The 19,236-nt window shown below is 72.4% G+C and carries 17 protein-coding genes; 11 read left to right on the top strand and 6 right to left on the bottom strand.

The window, feature by feature from the left end; all coding sequences use genetic code 11:
* Nucleotides 1–359 precede the first annotated feature (359 nt).
* From ACFFJG_RS17705 to secA, 10 genes are all read left to right on the top strand, one after another.
* The gene (locus ACFFJG_RS17705) at nt 360–1,466 is read left to right on the top strand and encodes a DUF808 domain-containing protein (RefSeq protein ID WP_378520100.1); all 1,107 of its coding nucleotides are present in this window, start codon (nt 360–362) and stop codon (nt 1,464–1,466) included.
* Between the two features lie 90 nt (nt 1,467–1,556).
* A complete protein-coding gene (ahcY, locus tag ACFFJG_RS17700; protein WP_378520099.1) occupies nt 1,557–3,005 on the top strand; it encodes an adenosylhomocysteinase in 1,449 nt (482 codons plus the stop codon).
* A gap of 81 nt (nt 3,006–3,086) precedes the next feature.
* Nucleotides 3,087–3,785 carry an MtrAB system response regulator MtrA gene (gene mtrA / locus ACFFJG_RS17695; RefSeq protein ID WP_378520098.1) on the top strand — a complete coding sequence of 233 codons (699 nt, stop codon included), beginning with the start codon at nt 3,087–3,089 and terminating at the stop codon, nt 3,783–3,785.
* A gap of 3 nt (nt 3,786–3,788) precedes the next feature.
* Entirely contained in the window at nt 3,789–5,405 is a 1,617-nt protein-coding gene (gene mtrB, locus ACFFJG_RS17690) for an MtrAB system histidine kinase MtrB (protein ID WP_378520097.1), read from the top strand.
* 11 nt (nt 5,406–5,416) lie between these two features.
* A complete protein-coding gene (locus ACFFJG_RS17685) occupies nt 5,417–7,153 on the top strand; it encodes an LpqB family beta-propeller domain-containing protein (protein ID WP_378520096.1) in 1,737 nt (578 codons plus the stop codon).
* A gap of 68 nt (nt 7,154–7,221) precedes the next feature.
* Nucleotides 7,222–7,944, top strand: a complete 723-nt coding sequence (locus ACFFJG_RS17680) for a ComF family protein (RefSeq protein WP_378520095.1) — start codon at nt 7,222–7,224, stop codon at nt 7,942–7,944.
* Nucleotides 7,945–8,356: 412 nt separating this feature from the next.
* On the top strand, nt 8,357–8,971 hold the full coding sequence (hpf, locus tag ACFFJG_RS17675) for a ribosome hibernation-promoting factor, HPF/YfiA family (protein WP_378520094.1): 615 nt from the start codon (nt 8,357–8,359) through the stop codon (nt 8,969–8,971).
* 49 nt (nt 8,972–9,020) lie between these two features.
* The gene (locus tag ACFFJG_RS17670) at nt 9,021–9,707 is read left to right on the top strand and encodes a response regulator (protein ID WP_378520093.1); all 687 of its coding nucleotides are present in this window, start codon (nt 9,021–9,023) and stop codon (nt 9,705–9,707) included.
* Between the two features lie 35 nt (nt 9,708–9,742).
* Nucleotides 9,743–10,963 (top strand): winged helix-turn-helix domain-containing protein, encoded by a 1,221-nt coding sequence (locus ACFFJG_RS17665; protein WP_378520092.1) that lies wholly within the window; start codon nt 9,743–9,745, stop codon nt 10,961–10,963.
* A gap of 15 nt (nt 10,964–10,978) precedes the next feature.
* Nucleotides 10,979–13,819 carry a preprotein translocase subunit SecA gene (gene secA, locus ACFFJG_RS17660; protein WP_378520091.1) on the top strand — a complete coding sequence of 947 codons (2,841 nt, stop codon included), beginning with the start codon at nt 10,979–10,981 and terminating at the stop codon, nt 13,817–13,819.
* A gap of 28 nt (nt 13,820–13,847) precedes the next feature.
* Here the strand turns inward: secA and ACFFJG_RS17655 are convergent, their stop codons facing one another.
* Together ACFFJG_RS17655 and ACFFJG_RS17650 are read right to left on the bottom strand one after the other, a co-directional pair.
* Complete coding sequence (locus tag ACFFJG_RS17655; RefSeq protein WP_378520090.1) at nt 13,848–14,384, bottom strand: Rv3235 family protein; 537 nt, start codon at nt 14,382–14,384, stop codon at nt 13,848–13,850.
* Nucleotides 14,384–15,019 carry a LysM peptidoglycan-binding domain-containing protein gene (locus ACFFJG_RS17650; protein ID WP_378520089.1) on the bottom strand — a complete coding sequence of 212 codons (636 nt, stop codon included), beginning with the start codon at nt 15,017–15,019 and terminating at the stop codon, nt 14,384–14,386. The genes ACFFJG_RS17655 and ACFFJG_RS17650 overlap by 1 nt, the downstream gene beginning before the upstream one ends.
* Before the next feature lie 103 nt (nt 15,020–15,122).
* On the opposite strand from ACFFJG_RS17650, the gene ACFFJG_RS17645 reads away from it, so the two are divergent.
* The gene (locus tag ACFFJG_RS17645; RefSeq protein ID WP_378520088.1) at nt 15,123–15,668 is read left to right on the top strand and encodes a hypothetical protein; all 546 of its coding nucleotides are present in this window, start codon (nt 15,123–15,125) and stop codon (nt 15,666–15,668) included.
* A gap of 22 nt (nt 15,669–15,690) precedes the next feature.
* Here ACFFJG_RS17645 and ACFFJG_RS17640 read toward each other — a convergent pair whose 3' ends face one another.
* From ACFFJG_RS17640 to ACFFJG_RS17625, 4 genes are read right to left on the bottom strand one after another with little or no spacing between them, the layout of a single operon-like run.
* A complete protein-coding gene (locus ACFFJG_RS17640) occupies nt 15,691–16,023 on the bottom strand; it encodes a sec-independent translocase (RefSeq protein WP_378520087.1) in 333 nt (110 codons plus the stop codon).
* 30 nt (nt 16,024–16,053) lie between these two features.
* The gene (locus ACFFJG_RS17635; RefSeq protein ID WP_378520086.1) at nt 16,054–17,214 is read right to left on the bottom strand and encodes an Mrp/NBP35 family ATP-binding protein; all 1,161 of its coding nucleotides are present in this window, start codon (nt 17,212–17,214) and stop codon (nt 16,054–16,056) included.
* Between the two features lie 31 nt (nt 17,215–17,245).
* The gene (locus ACFFJG_RS17630) at nt 17,246–17,791 is read right to left on the bottom strand and encodes a DUF1003 domain-containing protein (protein WP_378520085.1); all 546 of its coding nucleotides are present in this window, start codon (nt 17,789–17,791) and stop codon (nt 17,246–17,248) included.
* Nucleotides 17,788–19,083 (bottom strand): magnesium transporter MgtE N-terminal domain-containing protein, encoded by a 1,296-nt coding sequence (locus ACFFJG_RS17625; protein WP_378520084.1) that lies wholly within the window; start codon nt 19,081–19,083, stop codon nt 17,788–17,790. The genes ACFFJG_RS17630 and ACFFJG_RS17625 overlap by 4 nt, the downstream gene beginning before the upstream one ends.
* Nucleotides 19,084–19,236: the final 153 nt, after the last annotated feature.

Here is a 19,236-nt window from a genome sequence, read left to right as displayed (position 1 = left end):
AGTCCGAAGCGCGCCGCACCACGGAAACCCCCTAGCGGACGGACGGAGCCCCTCGGCGCCAGAGCAGGGGACGCCCGGGTCGGTGACGGGGCGACCGGTGCGACGCGGGTAGAGGTCGAGGGCGACGGCGCCGAGGGTTTCACCGAGGCCGACCTCGACCGCGGCATCGGTCGTCACCGGCTCCACCGCCCGGCCGCCGCAGGCCGTCACGGCACCGAGGACCACGCCGGCGACCACCACGGCGCGGGCCACCCTGCGCGCTGCGTCCCCCGCGTGGCGCCGGAGTCTGCCAGAGCCGGTGGGCTGCCGGCGCGCCGCTAGGCTGCACCCTCACCGACCCACGACCCGGAGGACCACCCATGGCCGGCGGACTGTTCGCCCTGCTCGACGACGTCGCCGCCCTCGCGCGGATCGCCGCCGCCAGCGTCGACGACGTGGGTGCCGCCGCGGGTCGCGCCAGCGCGAAGGCCGCGGGCGTGGTCGTGGACGACACGGCGGTGACCCCGCAGTACCTCCAGGGCTCCGCCGCCGAGCGCGAGCTGCCGATCATCAAGCAGATCGCGATCGGCTCGCTGCGCAACAAGCTGCTGTTCATCCTCCCCGCGGCCGTGCTGCTCGGGCAGTTCCTGCCGGAGCTGCTGCCGGTGATCCTGATCTTCGGTGGTGCCTTCCTGGCCTACGAGGGCGCCCACAAGGTGCACGAGCGCCTCACCGGGCACGCCTCCGACGCCGAGGCCGACCTCTCGGAGCAGGGCGAGCTGACCCCGGAGCACGAGAAGCGCACCGTGGCGCAGGCCGTGCGCACCGACTTCATCCTGAGCGCCGAGATCATGGTGATCGCGCTGAAGGAGGTCGTCAGCTCCGACGCCGACGCCAGCATCTGGATGCGTGCCATCGTCCTCGCGGTCGTCGCCGTGGTGATCACCGTCCTCGTCTACGGCGTGGTCGCGCTCATCGTGAAGATGGACGACGTCGGGCTCCACCTCGCTGAGAAGGACTCGAAGGCCTCGCAGCGCGTGGGACTCGCGCTCGTGCAGGCGATGCCGCGCCTGCTCGCCGCGATCTCCTTCATCGGCACGCTGGCCATGCTCTGGGTCGGCGGCCACATCTTCCTCGTCAGCCTCTACGAGATCGGCGGCGACGGCGGCCTGCTCGACGGCACCGGCCTCGGCCACGCGCTGCACGTCCCGTACGACCAGGTCCACCACTGGGAGGTCGACGTCCACGACGCGGTCGGTGGCGTGCTCGGCGGCCTGGCCGGCTGGCTGCTCAACACCGTGCTGTCCGCGGTCGTCGGCCTGGTCGTCGGGTTCGTCGTGCTGCTCGCGCTCCGCCCCTTCGGGATCGGGGGCCACGGGTCCGACCACGCGTCCGACGAGCACGCCGACGAGCACGCCGACGAGCACGCCGGCGGGCATGCCGGGGAGCCCGCCGGGGGGCTCCCCGAGGATTCCCCGAATCCCTGACCCCCGACCTACTCTCTTCTGGTCCGCGCGGGAGATCCCGACAGCGCACAGATGTGCGGCGCAGACGTCCTCATCACCAGGAGACATCCGATGGACTTCAAGGTCGCTGACCTCACCCTGGCCGCCTACGGCCGCAAGGAGATCGAGCTCGCCGAGCACGAGATGCCCGGCCTGATGGCGATGCGCGAGCGCTACGGCGCGGAGCAGCCGCTGAAGGGCGCCCGGATCGCCGGGTCGCTGCACATGACGATCCAGACGGCCGTGCTGATCGAGACCCTCGCGGCTCTCGGCGCGGACATCCGCTGGGCCACCTGCAACATCTTCTCCACCCAGGACCACGCGGCCGCCGCGGTCGTCGTCGGCCCGAACGGCACGCCCGAGGACCCCCAGGGCGTCCCCGTGTTCGCGTGGAAGGGCGAGAGCCTGGCCGAGTACTGGGACGAGGCGGAGAAGGTCTTCGACTTCGCCGAGGGCGGCCCCAACATGCTGCTCGACGACGGTGGCGACATCACGATGCTGCTCCACCTCGGCGTCGAGTACGAGAAGGCCGGCGAGGTCCCCTCGCAGGACTCGACCGACAACCACGAGTTCAAGGAGGTGCTGCGCGTCCTGGCCCGCTCGCTCGAGGCCGACCCGCAGCGCTGGACCAACCGTGCGCCGATGATCAAGGGCGTCTCGGAGGAGACCACCACCGGTGTGCTGCGCCTCTACGAGCGCTTCAAGGAGGGCACGCTCCTCTTCCCGGCGATCAACGTCAACGACTCGGTCACCAAGTCGAAGTTCGACAACAAGTACGGCTGCCGCCACTCGCTCGTCGACGGCATCAACCGCGCCACCGACGTCATGATCGGCGGCAAGGTCGCGGTCGTGTGCGGCTACGGCGACGTCGGCAAGGGCTCGGCCGAGTCCCTGCGCGGCCAGGGTGCGCGCGTCATCGTCACCGAGATCGACCCGATCTGCGCGCTGCAGGCCGCGATGGACGGATACGAGGTCCGCCGCCTCGAGTCGGTCGTCGAGACCGCCGACATCTTCATCACCACGACCGGCAACTTCGACATCATCACCGTCGAGCACTTCCACAAGATGAAGCACCAGGCGATCGTCGGCAACATCGGCCACTTCGACAACGAGATCAACATGGCCGGCCTGGCCAAGATCCCGGGCATCGTCAAGGACGAGATCAAGCCGCAGGTCCACCAGTGGATCTTCCCCGCCGAGGACGGCACGCCCGGCAAGGGCAAGAAGATCATCGTGCTGTCGGAGGGCCGCCTGCTCAACCTGGGCAACGCCACCGGCCACCCGTCCTTCGTCATGTCGAACTCCTTCACCAACCAGGTGCTGGCCCAGATCGAGCTGTTCTCGAAGGCCGACGACTACGAGCTCGGCGTGCACGTGCTGCCCAAGCACCTCGACGAGGAGGTCGCCCGGCTGCACCTCGACGCCCTCGGCGTCGAGCTCACCGAGCTGACCAAGGAGCAGGCCGCCTACCTCGGCGTGCCGATCGAGGGTCCGTACAAGTCGGACCACTACCGCTACTGAGCACCGGCCGGGCCCTGCCCGGCTCCCGGTCGGGGCCCCGTTCCACGCAGGTGGGGCGGGGCCCCGCCCTACACTGGCGCCATGAGTGACCTGGCCGAGCCCGCGCGTGGCAGCGTGCTCGTCGTCGACGACGACGCCTCCCTCGCGGAGATGCTCTCCATCGTGCTGCGCCAGGAAGGGTTCGACAGCCGCATCGTGGGTCGCGGCGACCTCGCCATGGAGGCGTTCCGCGACTACCGGCCCGACGTCGTGCTGCTCGACCTGATGCTGCCCGGCAAGGACGGCATCGACGTGTGCAAGGAGATCCGCGCCGAGTCCGGCGTGCCGATCGTGATGCTCACCGCCAAGGGCGACACCGTGGACGTGGTGGTCGGCCTGGAGTCGGGCGCGGACGACTACGTCGTCAAGCCGTTCAAGCCCAAGGAGCTCGTCGCCCGCATCCGCGCGCGCGTGCGCCGCAACGACGTCGCGCCCGACGAGGGGCTGACCATCGGCGACGTCAGCATCGACGTCGCCGGCCACTCGGTGACGCGCGACGGGCAGCCGATCAACCTCACGCCCCTGGAGTTCGACCTCCTCGTCTGCCTGGCCCGCAAGCCCTGGCAGGTCTTCACCCGCGAGGTGCTGCTCGAGCAGGTCTGGGGCTACCGCCACAGCGCCGACACCCGCCTGGTCAACGTCCACGTCCAGCGGCTGCGCTCCAAGGTCGAGCACGACCCGGAGAACCCGGAGGTCGTGGTGACCGTCCGCGGCGTGGGCTACAAGGCCGGCAAGTCCTAGGACATGGCCCGGACCCAGGGGAGCCTGCTCGACCGGCTCCCGCAGATCCTGCGCCACGGCCCGGCCTTCTGGCGGCGCTCGGTGCAGGCGCGCGTCGTGGTCAGCACGGTGCTGCTCTCGGCAGCGGTCGTCGGTGTCGTCGGGTGGTTCCTCATGCAGCAGACCCGTGACGGCCTCCTCGACCAGCGCGTCGACGCCGTCGTGGCGGAGGCCGAGAGCGAGACGCAGTCGGCGCGCGACGCGCTCGCGGCGACGCCGGGCCTCGACGTCAACGAGTCGCGCCAGCAGCAGGACCTCGTCGAGCCGCTCATCGCCCGCGGCGCCACGCGCGGGTTCGCGGTCGTGCTGTCCCCGCCGGTCAAGGACGGCAGCCGCCTGGCCGACGGCGGTGCGAAGTTCACCCAGGACCTCGACCTCAGCAGCGTGCCGGAGAAGCTCGAGGCCCGCTTCGACCAGGCCTCGCCGACCGCCTGGACCTACACCGACATCCGCACGCTGCGCGACATCCCGGGCCTGCCGGAGGGCCCCGGCATCGTGGTCGGCAGCCAGGTGCGACTCCCGGCCGACGACAACCTCTACACGCTCTACTACCTCTACTCCCTCGACGAGCAGAACGAGACGCTCGCCCTCGTCTCGCGCGCCATGCTCGTCGCCGGCGTCCCGCTGCTCCTGCTCGTCGCCGGCCTCACCTGGCTGGTCACCCGCCAGGTCGTGACGCCGATCCGGATGGCCCGCCGGGTCGCCGAGCGGCTCGCCGCCGGGCAGCTCCAGGAGCGGCTGCGGGTGCGGGGCGAGGACGACCTGGCGCGCCTGGCGACGTCGTTCAACCAGATGGCGTCCAACCTGCAGAAGCAGATCCGCCAGCTCGAGGAGCTCAGCCGGCTCCAGCGGCGGTTCGTCTCCGACGTCTCCCACGAGCTGCGCACCCCGATCACGACCGTGCGGATGGCCAGCGACGTCATCCACGACGCCCGGCCGTTCCTCGACCCGGTCACCGGCCGGGCCGCCGAGCTGCTGCAGAAGGAGCTCGACCGGTTCGAGACGCTGCTCGCCGACCTGCTCGAGATCAGCCGCTTCGACGCCGGCGCGGCGGTGCTCGACGCCGACGACGTCGACCTGGTCGACGTCGCCCACCGGGTGGTCGACATGACCTCGGCGCTCGCCGCCCAGCGCGGGACGCGGGTGGTGGTCCACGAGCCCGGCCACCCGTGCGTCGCCGAGGCCGACGTACGACGGGTCGAGCGGATCGTGCGCAACCTGGTCACCAACGCCATCGACCACGCCGAGACCCGCGACATCGAGGTCTTCATCGGCGCCGACCGGCAGGGCGCGGCGATCGCCGTGCGCGACCACGGCGTGGGCCTCGGTCCGGGGGAGTCGGCCATGGTCTTCAACCGGTTCTGGCGCGCCGACCCCGCCCGCGCCCGCACCAGCGGCGGCACCGGGCTCGGGCTGTCGATCTCGCTCGAGGACACCCACCTCCACGGCGGCTGGCTCCAGGCGTGGGGCCGGCCGGGCGAGGGCGCGCAGTTCCGCCTGACCCTGCCGCGCCACCTCGGCACCCAGCTGCGGCACTCCCCGCTGCCGCTGGTGCCCGACGACGCGCGGGAGACCGCGTGAGCGCCCGGTGCGTGCGACGCACGCGCGGGCTGCGGGCCCTCCTCGCGGCCGCCGCGTGCGTCCTGCTGGCGGGCTGCGTCCGGATGCCGACCGAGGGGCCGGTGGTCGAGCCGCGGGTGCCGGCCGAGAGCGAGCAGGCCCCCGGCATCTCGTTCGACCCGCGGCCGCCCCGTCCGGACGAGACGCCCTCCGAGATCGTCGCCGGCTTCCTCGAGGCGATGAAGGCCACCCCTATCAGCCTCACGGTGGCGCGCCAGTTCCTGTCCCGCAGCGCCGACAAGACGTGGGCGCCGGAGAAGCAGATCGTGACGTACGCCGAGCTCGGCACGCCCACGGGCGTCTCCGCGGTGCGGCTCCCGATGTCCGACGTGAACCTCTACGACGACCGCGGCGCCTGGCAGCGCACCCGCGCCACGCGCGACCTCGACCTCACGCTCGTGCAGGAGGACGGGGAGTGGCGGATCGACCAGGTGCCCGACGCCCTCGTGGTGCCCGACTCGTGGTTCGAGGACTTCTACCAGCGGGTCTCGCTCTACTACTTCGACCCCACGTCGGAGGTGCTCGTCCCGGAGCCGGTCTTCGTGCCGCGCGGCGACCAGTTCGCCTCCTCCCTCGTGCGGGGCCTGCTGGCGCAGCCGACGGGGGAGTCGGTCGACGTGGCGCGCACCTGGTTCCCCGCCGGCACCACCACCCGACCGGTGGTCATCACCCGCGCGGGCATCGCGGAGGTCTCGCTCTCGGGCGACCCCGACGCGATCGACACCGACACCGCGCAGCGGATGCTCACCCAGCTGGCGTGGACGTTGCGCCAGGACCTGAGCATCCGGGCCGTCCAGCTGACGGTCGGCGACCGCCTCATCACCTTCGGGAGCAGCTCCACGCAGGTCGGCCTCGACGTCGGCAGCCGCTACGACCCGAGCGGCCCGGGCTCGAGCCGCCAGCTGTTCGCGCTCGACCGCGGGCGGGTGGTCGCCGGCGACGTCGGCTCGTTCGAGGAGACGCTCGGACCGCTGGGCCAGGGCGCCTACCGGCTGAGGTCGCTCGGCGTCACGCTCACCGGCGCGCGGGTCGCCGGCATCTCCCGCGACGGCACCCAGCTGCTCACCGCCCCCACCGACACCCCCGACGGCGTGGTCACGGCCCCGGTGACCGACGGCGTCGACCTGGCCGCGCCCGCCTTCGACTACCGCGACCGCACCTGGCTGCTCGACCGCGCGGGCGGGCGGGCGCGCATCCTCCTCGTGGTCGACGGCGACGCCCGGGCCGTCGACGTCCCGGGCCTGACCGGTCGCGACGTCACCAAGCTGCTGGTCTCGCGCGACGGCACCCGGCTGGTCGCGGTGGTGCGCGGCGCGAGCGCCGACCGGATCGTCGCGGCCCGGGTGCTCCACGACGCGTCCGGAGCGGTCCTGGGGTTCACCTCGCTGCGCACCCTGCCGCTCCCGGCCGAGGGCAGCACCCGCGTCCGCGACGTGGCCTGGCGCTCGCCGACGACCGTGTCGGTGCTCAGCGACATCAACGCCGACTTCTCCCAGGTGCGCACCATCTCCGTCGACGGTGCGCCGGGTCGCGTCGACACCGGGGGCGCGACGAGCCTGCGCGGCCGGTTCCGCGCGCTGGTGTCCGCGCCGCTCGAGGACCCCGAGGCGTACGCCGTGGGCGGGCGCAGCATCAGCGACCTCACCCGCCAGGAGCGCACCGTGCCCGACCTCCCGGCCGGCCTGACGTCGCTGACCTACGTCGGCTGACCCGGGCCGGCGGGGTCCTCCACAGGTCCGTGCGAGGGCGTTGCGGCGGCACCCGGCCCGCTGCTGCGATGGGGGCCGTGCTCGACGCCGCCCTCGACCTGTTCCTCGGCAGCGGGTGCGTGGGCTGCGGGCTGGCCGGCCGGATGCTGTGCCGCGAGTGCCGGGCGGGGCTGTCGGGCGTCGCCGCGCCGGCGTGGCCCTCGCCCGTGCCGAGCGGGCTGGTGACGCCGTGGGCCACCGAGTCCTACTCCGGCGCCGTGCGTGAGCTGGTGGTCGGGCACAAGGACCGCGGCCAGTGGGGGCACCGACGAGTCCTCGGCGACCTGCTCGGCACCGCCGTCCGCGCCGCGGCGACCGGGCTCGACCCGCGGGTGCCGCTGCTGCTGGTGCCGGTGCCCTCACGGCCCGGAGCCGCCCGCCAGCGCGGGTACGACGCCACGGGCGCGCTGGTCCGGGCGGCCGCCGCGCACCTGCGCCAGGAGCGGGCGGTGGCGGTGGCCTCGCTGCTGGTGTCCCGCGGCGCCGCCGACCAGGCCGGGCTCGACGCCCGCGGACGCGCGGCCAACGTGGCGGGGTCGATGCACTGCCCGGCCACCCGGCTGCGCCGGGCCGCGCGGCGCGGGGGCGCGGCGCACGTGGTGGTCTGCGACGACGTGCTCACCACGGGCGCGACCGCGCGCGAGGCCCAGCGCGCCCTCGAGGCGGTCGGCCTGCCGCCCGTGGCCGTCGCGGCCGTCGCCGCGACTCGCAGGACGGGACCCGCAGTTGGCGGTGGGACCGGGAGCGGCTAGCGTCGTTGCATGGAGTCCGCCCGGGTCCGTGGTTGCGTCACGGAGAGGGGTGCGCGGCGTTCCGCCAGGTCCGCCGCCCAGCCCGCGCCGTGGCTAGCCGATGCCAGTCGCAGGCGAAACGGTCCACGTAAGTCCCCGGGTCCTGCCCGCGGGATGATCACGGTGCGGCTTAGGAGTAAGTCCTGCCTCGACGCCGGCGTCAGATGCGCCGGTCTCCTCGCGCGAGCGGGGGACGTCGGGAGAAGGCCAGTAGTGGCGGAGAAGCTGCGAACGTCTCAGCAGGCGGCTGTGGGGTCGAAGACCAGGTCGGCCGGGCGGACTCCATCCCACCCTGCCCCGGCGATCCGTGCCCTCGTGCACGGCGTCGTGGCCCATGGAGGGGTGCGGCCGTTCGCCACTTGAGGAGGTTCACATGGAGGTTGTGGTCACGGGACGGCACTGCGAGGTGTCCGACCGGTTCCGCGAGCATGTCTCGGAGAAGCTCAGCCGCCTGGAGAAGCACGACCACAGGATCATCCGCGTCCAGGTGGAGGTGGAGCTCGAGAAGAACCCCCGACAGCACGACCGCGCGACCCGCGTCGAGCTCACCGCGTTCTCCAAGGGCCCGGTGATCCGCGCCGAGGCCGCCGCCGAGGACAAGATGGGAGCGCTGGACCTCGCGCTGGACAAGATGCAGGCCCAGATGCGCCGCGCGGCCGACCGCCGGCGTGTGCACAAGGGACGCAACGAGCACGTGTCCGTGGGCCAGGCGCTCGCCGAGCTGCCCGAGCTGGGCGACGAGGCCGAGGACGACGGCGTCGTCGAGCGCAAGGTCGGGCCCATCACGGTGACGGGAGACGGGCCGCTGGTGGTGCGGGAGAAGTCCCACACCGGCGCGCCGATGACGCTCGACCAGGCCCTCTACGAGATGGAGCTCGTGGGCCACGACTTCTACCTGTTCGTCGACAAGGAGAGCGAGAAGCCGTCGGTGGTCTACCGCCGTCGCGGCTACGACTACGGCGTGATCTCGCTCGACGTGAACGAGTGATCCACACAAGCACCACACCTGGGTCACGCGCGCATGACATGATGCGCGCGTGACCGAGGTAACTGGCATCCCAGGTGGCACCGAGCCCGTCCGAGTCCTGGTGGTCGACGACCAGGAGCTCTTCCGGCGCGGGCTGATCATGCTGCTCAGCGGCGACTCCGACATCGAGGTCGTCGGCGAGGCGGCCGACGGCGTGACCGCCACCGAGCTCGCGGTGCGCACCGCGCCCGACGTGATCCTCCTCGACGTCCGCATGCCGCGCCGCACCGGCGTCGAGGCGTGCAGCGCGATCAAGGAGGCCGTCCCGGCGGCGAAGATCATCATGCTCACCGTCTCCGACGAGGAGGCCGACCTCTACGAGTCGGTGAAGAACGGTGCCTCGGGCTACCTGCTCAAGGACTCCTCGATCGAGGAGGTCGCGCAGGCGATCCGCGTGGTCAACGAGGGCCAGTCGCTGATCAGCCCGTCGATGGCGGTCAAGCTGATCGACGAGTTCAAGCAGATGTCGAAGCCCGAGCGCGAGCAGGGACCGGGCCTGCGCCTGACCGAGCGCGAGCTCGAGGTGCTGCGGCTGGTGGCCAAGGGCCTCAACAACCGCGAGGTGGCCAAGGAGCTGTTCATCTCCGAGAACACCGTGAAGAACCACGTGCGCAACATCCTGGAGAAGCTCCAGCTGCACTCCCGCATGGAGGCCGTCATGTACGCCATGCGCGAGAAGCTCCTCGACCTGCCCTGACCCGGGTGTCCGACGCAGGTGGTTGAGTGCGGGGCGTGACCGAGTCCCTCACCCAGCTCCAGGCGCGCCGCATCGCGCTCGCCGCCCAGGGCTTCACCGACCGGTCGCACGCCGTGCCGTCGATGCGCACCCTCGACCGCACGCTCACGCGCACCGGGGTGCTGCAGGTCGACTCGGTCAACGTGCTCCAGCGGGCCCACTTCATGCCGCTCTACTCGCGGATGGGCCCCTACGACACCGACCTGCTGAGGCGCGCCTCCGAGCGCCGCCCCCGTCGTGTCGTGGAGTACTGGGCCCACGTCCAGGCGCTGATGCCCGTGGAGCTCTGGCCGGCGATGCGGCACCGGATGGCGCACTACCGCTCCGAGCGCGGCAAGTGGGGGTTCACCGCCGACCCCACCCTCGAGCCCCGCGTCCTCGAGGCCGTCCGCGAGCGCGGACCGGTCACCGCGCGCGACCTCGAGGAGGAGTTCAGCAGCGGGCCGCGCAGCCGGGAGCACTGGGGCTGGAACTGGTCGGAGGCCCGCAAGGTCCTCGACTACCTCTTCCTCGTCGGCGACGTCGCGATCGCCGGTCGCACCAGCCAGTTCGAGGTCCTCTACGACCTCACCGAGCGCGTGCTGCCCGCCGCCGTGCTCGACGCCCCCACCCCGACGCCGCAGGAGGCGGTCACCGAGCTGGTGCGCCGGGCCGCGCGGTCCCACGGCGTGGCCACCGCCGCCGACCTCGCCGACTACTACCGCCTCCGGCTCCAGCCGGCGCCCGGGCTGCCGAGCACCCGGGTCGCCGTCGACGAGCTGGTCGCCGCGGGCGAGCTGCTCCCCGTCTCCGTGCAGGGCTGGAAGCGCCCGGCGTACCTCCACCGCGACGCCCGGCTGCCCCGCACGGTGGGCGCCCGCACGCTCCTCAGCCCGTTCGACCCCGTGGTCTGGGAGCGCAGCCGCGCGGAGGCGCTCTTCGACTTCTTCTACCGCATCGAGATCTACGTCCCGGCCGACAAGCGCGTCCACGGCTACTACGTCCTGCCCTTCCTGCTGGGCGACCGGCTCGTCGCCCGGGTCGACCTCAAGGCCGACCGCGCCTCCCGCACGCTGCTGGTCCCCGGCGCGTTCGCCGAGCCGCACGCCCCCGCCGAGACCGCCGAGCAGCTCGCCGCCGAGCTGTGGCGGCTGGCCGGCTGGCTCGGGCTCGACGACGTGGTCGTGGGCCCGAGGGGTGACCTGTCGCACGCATTGGGAGCCGCGTTGCCGCGGTAGGTACAGTTACCACTCGTGCCTGCCATCATCGACAAGTTGCTCCGCATCGGCGAGGGCAAGATCCTCCGCGAGCTCGAGGCCGTCTCCAAGGCCGTCAACGCCATCGAGGACGACTTCGTCGCGATGAGCGACGACGAGCTGCGCGGGATGACCGCGGAGTTCCGCGAGAGGCTCGCGGCGGGGGAGTCCCTCGACGCGCTGATGCCGGAGGCCTTCGCCACCGTGCGCGAGGCGAGCAAGCGCGTGCTGGGCATGCGCCCGTTCGACGTGCAGATCATGGGTGCCGCCGCCCTGCACCTCGGCAACATCGCCGAGATGAAGACCGGTGAGGGCAAGACCCTCGTTGCGGTCCTCCCGGCCTACCTCAACGCCCTCGAGGGCAAGGGCGTCCACGTCGTCACGGTCAACGACTACCTCGCCAAGTTCCAGTCCGAGCAGATGGGCCGCGTGCACCACTTCCTCGGCCTCACCACCGGCGTGATCCTGCCGTCGATGCGTCCCGCCGAGCGCCGCGAGGCCTACGCCTGCGACATCACCTACGGCACCAACAACGAGCTCGGCTTCGACTACCTGCGCGACAACATGGCCGACTCGGTCGAGGAGTGCGTCCAGCGCGGCCACAACTTCGCCGTCGTCGACGAGGTCGACTCGATCCTCATCGACGAGGCGCGCACGCCGCTGATCATCAGCGGCCCCACCCAGGACGAGGTCAAGTGGTACGCCGAGTTCGCCAAGGTGGCGCGCTCGCTGGTCCGCGACACCGACTACGAGGTCGACGAGAAGAAGCGCACCATCTCGGTCCTCGAGCCGGGCATCACCAAGGTCGAGGACCACCTCGGCATCGAGAACCTCTACGACTCGGTCAACACCCCGCTCATCTCGTTCCTGAACAACTCCATCAAGGCCAAGGAGCTGTTCCGCAACGACAAGGAGTACGTCGTCATGGACGGCGAGGTGCTCATCGTCGACGAGCACACCGGCCGCATCCTGGCCGGGCGCCGCTACAACGACGGCCTCCACCAGGCCATCGAGGCCAAGGAGGGCGTGACCGTCCGCGAGGAGTACCAGACCCTCGCCACGATCACCCTGCAGAACTACTTCCGCCTCTACACCAAGCTCTCCGGCATGACCGGCACGGCGATGACCGAGGCGTCGGAGTTCGACAAGATCTACAAGCTCGGCGTGGTCCCCATCCCGACCAACCGCCCGATGCAGCGCATCGACAACGTCGACCTCGTCTACCGGACCGAGGAGGCCAAGTACATCGCGGTCGCCGACGACATCGCCGAGCGCCACGAGAAGGGCCAGCCCGTCCTCATCGGCACCGTCTCGGTGGAGAAGTCGGAGTACCTCTCCAACCTGCTGAAGAAGCGCGGCATCCCGCACACGGTCCTCAACGCCAAGCAGCACGCCGACGAGGCCAAGGTCGTCGCGCTCGCCGGCCACAAGGGCGCGGTCACCGTCGCCACCAACATGGCCGGCCGAGGCACCGACATCATGCTGGGCGGCTCGGTCGACTTCCTCGCCGACCAGGAGCTGCGCAAGCAGGGCCTCGACCCGGTCGAGGACCCGGAGGCCTACGACGCCGCCTGGCCCGCGATGCTCGAGCGGATCAAGGCCCAGGTCGCCGCCGAGCACGACGAGGTCAAGGAGCTCGGCGGCCTCTACGTCGTCGGCACCGAGCGCCACGAGTCGCGCCGCATCGACAACCAGCTGCGCGGTCGCTCGGGCCGTCAGGGCGACCCGGGCGAGTCCCGGTTCTACCTGTCGCTGCAGGACGAGATGATGCGCCTGTTCAAGTCGGAGTGGGTCGACCGGATCCTCACGGTCCTCAAGGTCCCCGACGACGTGCCGATCGACGCCAAGCGGGTCAGCAACGCCATCGCGGGCGCGCAGGCCAACATCGAGTCGCAGAACTTCGAGTCGCGCAAGAACGTGCTGAAGTACGACGACGTGATGAGCCGCCAGCGCGAGGTCATCTACGCCGAGCGCCGCCGCGTGCTCGAGGGTGCCGACCTCGGTGAGCAGATCCGCGGCTTCATCGACGACGTCATCGCCGGCTACGTCCGCGGCGCGACCGAGGGCTACGCCGAGGACTGGGACCTCGAGGCGCTCTTCACCGCCCTCGGGCAGCTCTACCCCGTCTCGCTGTCCCGCGAGGTCCTGGAGAAGGAGGCCGGCGGCCTGGCCAACGTCAGCCGCGAGAAGCTCGTCGAGGACCTGCAGAAGGACGCCCAGGCCGCCTACGACCGCCGCGAGGCCGAGATGGGCGAGGAGGTCATGCGCGAGCTCGAGCGTCGCGTGGTGCTCTCCGTGCTCGACCGCAAGTGGCGCGAGCACCTCTACGAGATGGACTACCTCCGCGAGGGCATCTACCTGCGGGCCTACTCCCAGCGCGACCCGCTCGTGGAGTACCAGCGCGAGGGCTTCGACATGTTCGCGGCGATGATGGACGGCATCAAGGAGGAGTCGGTCGGCTTCCTGTTCAACCTCCAGGTGGAGGTCGAGGAGGAGCAGGCCCCGGCGCCGACCATCTCGGTGGCCACCCCGCAGATCGACTTCGCGCAGGCCGCGGCCCACGCACCCGCCGCGGCGGGCGAGGCCGAGGCGGAGCAGCCGCACACGCCGACGATCCGCGCCAAGGGCCTCGACAAGCCGAAGCGCCCGCAGAACCTGTCCTACAGCGCGCCGTCGGAGGACGGCGACGCCGAGGTCGTGGCGTCGGTGGCCGAGGAGGACGACGAGTTCGCCGGCACCGGCCGCAACGCGCTGTGCCCCTGTGGCTCCGGCCAGAAGTTCAAGCGCTGCCACGGCGCCCCCGGCGGGGCCACCGGCCGCGCCACCATGGGCGGCTGAGCAGCTCGACGCGTCCCGCGGCAGTGCGTCAGCCCCAGACCAGGGCGACGCACTGCCAGCGGCCGCGCACGACCTCGAACCGGGCGGCGACCGCGCGCGAGCGTCGCCCGTAGCGCACGTGGGCGCTCGCCTCGACGGCGTCGGGGCGGATCAGCGCCGTGCGCACCCCGAGCACGACCGGTCGTGACGGGTGGGGGCCGCGGACGCTCGCGTCGGTCGCGCCGGCGGCTGCCGCGACGAGGCGGGCACGCTCGCCGAGCTCCTCGTACACCTCGGGCACGGTGTGCCGCAGCACCTGGGTGACCGGGCGGTCGCCCGCGGCCACCTCGACGGCTGCCTGGAGGTAGCGCCCGACGAACGCGTCGACGTGCGCCCGGGCCGCTCGCTCGAGCTCGACGAGGTCGTTGGCCCGCGCGCTGCGCAGTCGTGGCCGCGGGGGAGCGGTGCGGGGGGTCAGGTCGAGCGCGAGGGCTCCCTGCACGCTCCCCACCGGCACGGCACCGGGGCCGGGCGGGTGGAGCGCGATCACCTCGGCGTGGCGGGCTCGGTCGTGGAGGGTGCTCATCATCGGTCTCCGTCCTGGTGGCCGTCGTTGTGGACCGGCAGGCGGAGCGCCTGTCCGGGGTGGATCAGGTCGGGGTCGGTGCCCACGACCGCGCGGTTGGCGCGCCAGATCTCGCGCCAGCGCTCGTCGGTGCTGGTCGCGGCCGCGGGGTGGTCGCGGGCGATGGACCACAACGAGTCGCCCGCGCGGACGACGTAGTCCCCGGTGCCGGGCCGGTCGACCACGGGCGCCGGCGACGCGCTCGGCGCCACGGCCCGCTCCGGAAGGGCGAGGCCGGCCAGCACGTCGGCCCGCCCGCCACCTCCGGCGGCCGCGGCCGGAGAGGCGACCCCGGCGACGACCGCCGCCCCGCAGGCGAGCAGGACCAGGCGCCGCGTCGCGCCGCCGCCGGCGCGCACCCGTCCGGTGGCCACCTCGACGACGGTCCAGGTGGTCACCACCCACAGCCAGGCGAGCGCCACCGCCAGGGCCACGGCGCAGACGGCCACGAGGAGCGGCGCGGCACCGGTCGGCCCGCCGGGTGCGGTGGACGCGGTGCAGCTGCCGGCCGCGAGCCGGGCGGCGCCGAGTGCCGCAGCGGAGGCGAGCAGCCAGACGACGGCCGTGCGCAGTGGCCGGATGATCCCCCGAGACATCGTCCGATCCTTTCGTTTGCGTGCGTTTGCTTCATCCAACGACGATTTGGGAGCGACGTCAACGCGTCCTCCACAGGAAGCGGAGGGGCCCTAGGCTCGGACCATGTCCTGGGAGCACGAGCTGTTCGCCCTGTTCGACGACCTCGAGGGGCAGGCCGCGGCGCTGTGGGAGGCCGAGCGCGAGGCCGAGCTCGCCGACCGGGCGCGGGCCGAGTACGCCTCGGTCAGCCTGGCGAGCCGGCTGATGGCCTCGCGGGGCCGCGACGTGCAGCTCGGGCTGCCGCACGTCGGCCGCGTGGAGGGGCGCCTGGACCGCGTCGGCGACGGGTGGTGCCTGCTGTCCGGGGCCGGGCAGGACTGGATCGTGCCGCTCGCGCACCTCGTCACCGTGGAGGGCTGCGGCGAGCGCTCGGTGCCGGAGGTGGCGTGGTCACCGGTCGACCGGCTGGGCCTCCGTGCCGCGCTGCGACGGCTCGCGGAGACAGGTGCGCGCTGCGTCCTGCACCTGGCCGACGGCTCGTGGCGCGCCGGGCGCCTGGAGCGGGCAGGCGCGGACTTCGTCGAGTGCGTCCCGGACGACGAGGCGCACGGCGAGCCGGTGCTCGTGGCCCACGCCGCGCTCGTGGCGGTGCAGAGCCGCGAGGGCTAGCCGGACGACCGGCGGGGGACCCTCAGGTCGCCTCGACGTCGAACGGGGGCACCTGGCCGTCGGCGAGCCGGGTGCGCTCGGCCGCGCGCTCGGCCTCCTCGCGGTCGACCTCCGCCATCGCCTCGGTGATGTGCTTGCGCACGATGGTGCGCGGGTCGAGGTCGCGCAGCTGGAGGTCGGAGTACTCCGGACCGAGCTCGCTGCGCAGCTCGTCGCGCGCGTTGTGGGCCAGGCCCCGCGCACGGTGGAGCAGCTGCGCGGCCTGACGGGCCAGGTCGGGCAGCCGGTCGGGCCCCAGCACGACGACCGCCACGAGGGCGATCACGGCCAGCTCCATGAACCCGATGTCGAACATGCTGCAGAACCTACCGGGCCGCCGTGGCCGTCAGAACCGGTTCGACGGGGTCAGGCCGAGCTGCATCCCGGCAAGGCCGCGGCCGCGACCCGAGAGGGTCTGCGCGGCGCCGACGAGCTCACGCGCGGCGGGCGAGGCCGGGTCGGCCTCCACGATCGGCTTCCCCACGTCGCCGCCCTCGCGCAGCGCGAGGTCGAGCGGGATCCGGGCCAGCACCGGGACGTCGTACCCGAAGCGCTCGGAGAGGGTCGCCGCCACCCGGTCGCCGCCGCCGGTGCCGAACACCTCGAGCCGGTGGTCGTCCTCGGGCGGGCAGTGCGGGCAGGGCAGGTAGCTCATGTTCTCGACCACGCCGACCACGCGCTGGTGCATCATCGAGGCCATCGTGCCGGCGCGCTCGGCCACCTCGGCGGCGGCCTCCTGCGGGGTGGTCACCACGACCACCTCGGCGCTGGGCAGGTGCTGGCCCAGCGAGATCGCGATGTCACCGGTGCCGGGCGGCAGGTCGAGCAGGAGCGCGTCGAGGTCGCCCCAGTAGACGTCGGCGAGCATCTGCACGAGCGCGCGGTCGAGCATCGGGCCGCGCCAGGCCACGACCTGGTCGCGGCGCGGCTTGAGCATCCCGATGGAGATCACCGAGACACCGCTGGCGGTGGGCACGGGCATGATCAGGTCGTCGACCTGGGTGGGACGGGCGTCGGCGATGCCGAGCATGGCCGGCACCGAGTGGCCGTAGATGTCGGCGTCGACGATGCCGACCTTGAGCCCCTGCGAGGCGAGGGCGAGGGCGAGGTTGACCGTGACCGACGACTTGCCGACGCCGCCCTTGCCGCTGGCGATCGCGTAGACCTTGGTGAGCGAGCCCGGCTGGGCGAACGGGATCTCGCGCTGGGCGCGTCCGTCGCTGAGGATCTCCTTGAGGCCGGCGCGCTGCTCGGCGGTCATCACCCCGAGGCTCAGCTCGACCGAGGTGACGCCCGGGACGGCCGACACGGCGGCGGTCACGTCACGGTCGATGGTGTCCTTGAGCGGGCATCCCGCCACCGTCAGCAGCACGTGGACCGCGACCGAGCCGTCCTCGGCGACCTCGACCGAGTCGACCATCCCCAGCTCCGTGATCGGGCGCTTGATCTCGGGGTCGTTGACGCCGGCCAGCGCGTCGGTCACCTGCTGCTGCGTGGGGGTGCTCATGACGCAGAAGTCTACGAGCCGCCCCGAGGGACTACGCGGGCGACCGGGGGCCGGTCTCGCCCGGTGTGGGCGGGGTCTCGTCGTCGGTCTCCCTGCGCTGGAGGTCCTCGATGTCGCCGAGGAGCCCGCGCAGCTCCGAGCGGAGGAAGTCGCGGGTCGCGACCTCGCCCACCGACATCCGCAGCGAGGCCACCTCGCGGGCCAGGAACTCCATGTCGGCGTGGGCCCGCGCGTTGGCCTGCCGGTCCTGCTCGGCGATCACCTTGTCGCGCTGCTCCTGCCGGTTCTGCGCCAGGAGGATCAGCGGGGCCGCGTAGGACGCCTGGAGGCTGAGCATCAGCGTGAGGGCGATGAAGGGCGGCTCGTCGAAGCGCAGGTCGGCGGGTGCCAGCACGTTCCAGGCCACCCAGACGATGACGAAGAGCGTCATCCAGAGGATGAACTTGGCCGTGCCCATGTAGCGCGCGAAGGACTCGGCGAACACACCGAACGCGTCGGCGTCCACGGTCGGGCGCCGCACGATCTGGCGCCGGGTGTCGCGCGGGGTGTCGAGGCGCTCGCGCCGGCTGTCGCTCACCCGGCCCTCCCTGCGCTGGGCCCGCCGTTGATCCGGCCGGGTCGCGGTGCACGGTCACGCCAGCCCTCGGGCAGCATGTGGTCGAGCAGGTCGTCCACCGTGACGGCGCCCAGCAGACGGCCCTCGTCGTCGACGACCGGCGCCGCGACGAGGTTGTAGGTCGCCAGGTGGGCCGCCACCTGGTCCATCGAGGCGTCGGGGCGCAGCGGGTCCATCGAGTCGTCCAGCGCCGCGGCGACCAGGGTCGACGGAGGCTCGCGCAGCAGCCGCTGGATGTGCGCGGCGCCGAGGAGCTTGCCGGTGGGAGTCTCGAGCGGCTGGCGGCAGACGTAGACCAGCGCCGCCAGGGACGGCGTCAGCTCGGGGTTGCGCACGTGGGCGAGCGCGTCGGCGATCGTGGCGTCGGGGGAGAGGATGACCGGCTCCGGCGTCATCATCGCGCCCGCGGTGTTGTCGGCGTAGGACATCAGCCGCCGCACGTCCTCGGCCTCGTCGGGCTCCATCAGGCCGAGCAGGGTGGCCGCGGTCTCGGGGTTGAGGTCGGCGATGAGGTCGGCGGCGTCGTCGGCGGACATCTCCTCGAGGATGTCGGCGGCGCGCTCGGAGTCGAGGTGCTCGAGGATCTCGACCTGGTCCTCCTCGGGGAGCTCCTCCAGGACGTCGGCGAGCCGCTCGTCGTCGAGCGCGGCCACCACGGCCGTGCGTCGCTCGGCCGGCAGGTCGTGGATCATGTTGGCCGCATCGGCCGGACGCATGTCGTTGAGCGCGGCGATCAGGTGCGTGGCCCCCTGCGTCGGCTCCTGGCGGGTCAGGCCGGTGACGTCGCGCCACTCGACGACGTGGGTCTGGCCACGCCGGCGGAACCCCTTGCTGGGCTCCTGGACCGCGACGCGCGAGAGCACCCAGTCGCGGTTGCGCGCCTGCTCCATCGCGACGTCGTAGACCACGCCGGTGATGCCGCCGTCGCGGGCCGAGTCCTTGATGGTGACCGTGCGGTCGAGCATCTGGCTCATCACCAGCGTCTCGGTCGAGCGCTGCTCGAACCGGCGCATGTTGAGCAGCCCGGTGGTGTGCACCTGGCCGCTGTCGATGGCGGTGATGCGCGTCATGGGCACGAAGATCCGGCGACGGCCGAAGACCTCCGCGACCATGCCGAGCACCCGCGGCTGGCTCGTCTCGGTCCGCAGCGCGACGACCAGGTCGCGCACCTTGGCCACCTGGTCGCCCTGGGGGTCGAAGATCGGCAGTCCCACGAGCCGGGCCACGAAGACGCGGGTCGGAGTGGTGCTCACGTCGGCAACGGTAGCGTGCGCGAGCACCTCCTCGTGGGCGGGTGCGGCCGCCGGCGGTCTTTGCCGAAGGCCTGAGGCGAGGGCGCGTCATGCGTTACCCTCGACCGACCCCGCGTGCCCCCCTCGGGGTCTGCTCCTGCCCCCGACGTCGAA

The sequence above is a fragment of the Nocardioides zeicaulis genome, assembly GCF_042432345.1.
In the GTDB taxonomy this organism is placed as follows: domain Bacteria; phylum Actinomycetota; class Actinomycetes; order Propionibacteriales; family Nocardioidaceae; genus Nocardioides; species Nocardioides zeicaulis.
Note: the sequence above shows the minus strand (reverse complement) of the source record. Positions and strands in the feature narration are given on the sequence as shown.

Bases quoted from the DNA above. Each gene is read 5' to 3' on its own strand.
- ACFFJG_RS17705 (WP_378520100.1), top strand. From the start codon at position 360: ATGGCCGGCGGACTGTTCGCCCTGCTCGACGACGTCGCCGCCCTCGCG.
- ahcY (WP_378520099.1), top strand. From the start codon at position 1,557: ATGGACTTCAAGGTCGCTGACCTCACCCTGGCCGCCTACGGCCGCAAG.
- mtrA (WP_378520098.1), top strand. From the start codon at position 3,087: ATGAGTGACCTGGCCGAGCCCGCGCGTGGCAGCGTGCTCGTCGTCGAC.
- mtrB (WP_378520097.1), top strand. From the start codon at position 3,789: ATGGCCCGGACCCAGGGGAGCCTGCTCGACCGGCTCCCGCAGATCCTG.
- ACFFJG_RS17680 (WP_378520095.1), top strand. From the start codon at position 7,222: ATGGGGGCCGTGCTCGACGCCGCCCTCGACCTGTTCCTCGGCAGCGGG.
- hpf (WP_378520094.1), top strand. From the start codon at position 8,357: ATGGAGGTTGTGGTCACGGGACGGCACTGCGAGGTGTCCGACCGGTTC.
- ACFFJG_RS17655 (WP_378520090.1), bottom strand. From the start codon at position 14,384: ATGAGCACCCTCCACGACCGAGCCCGCCACGCCGAGGTGATCGCGCTC.
- ACFFJG_RS17650 (WP_378520089.1), bottom strand. From the start codon at position 15,019: ATGTCTCGGGGGATCATCCGGCCACTGCGCACGGCCGTCGTCTGGCTG.
- ACFFJG_RS17645 (WP_378520088.1), top strand. From the start codon at position 15,123: ATGTCCTGGGAGCACGAGCTGTTCGCCCTGTTCGACGACCTCGAGGGG.
- ACFFJG_RS17640 (WP_378520087.1), bottom strand. From the start codon at position 16,023: ATGTTCGACATCGGGTTCATGGAGCTGGCCGTGATCGCCCTCGTGGCG.
- ACFFJG_RS17635 (WP_378520086.1), bottom strand. From the start codon at position 17,214: ATGAGCACCCCCACGCAGCAGCAGGTGACCGACGCGCTGGCCGGCGTC.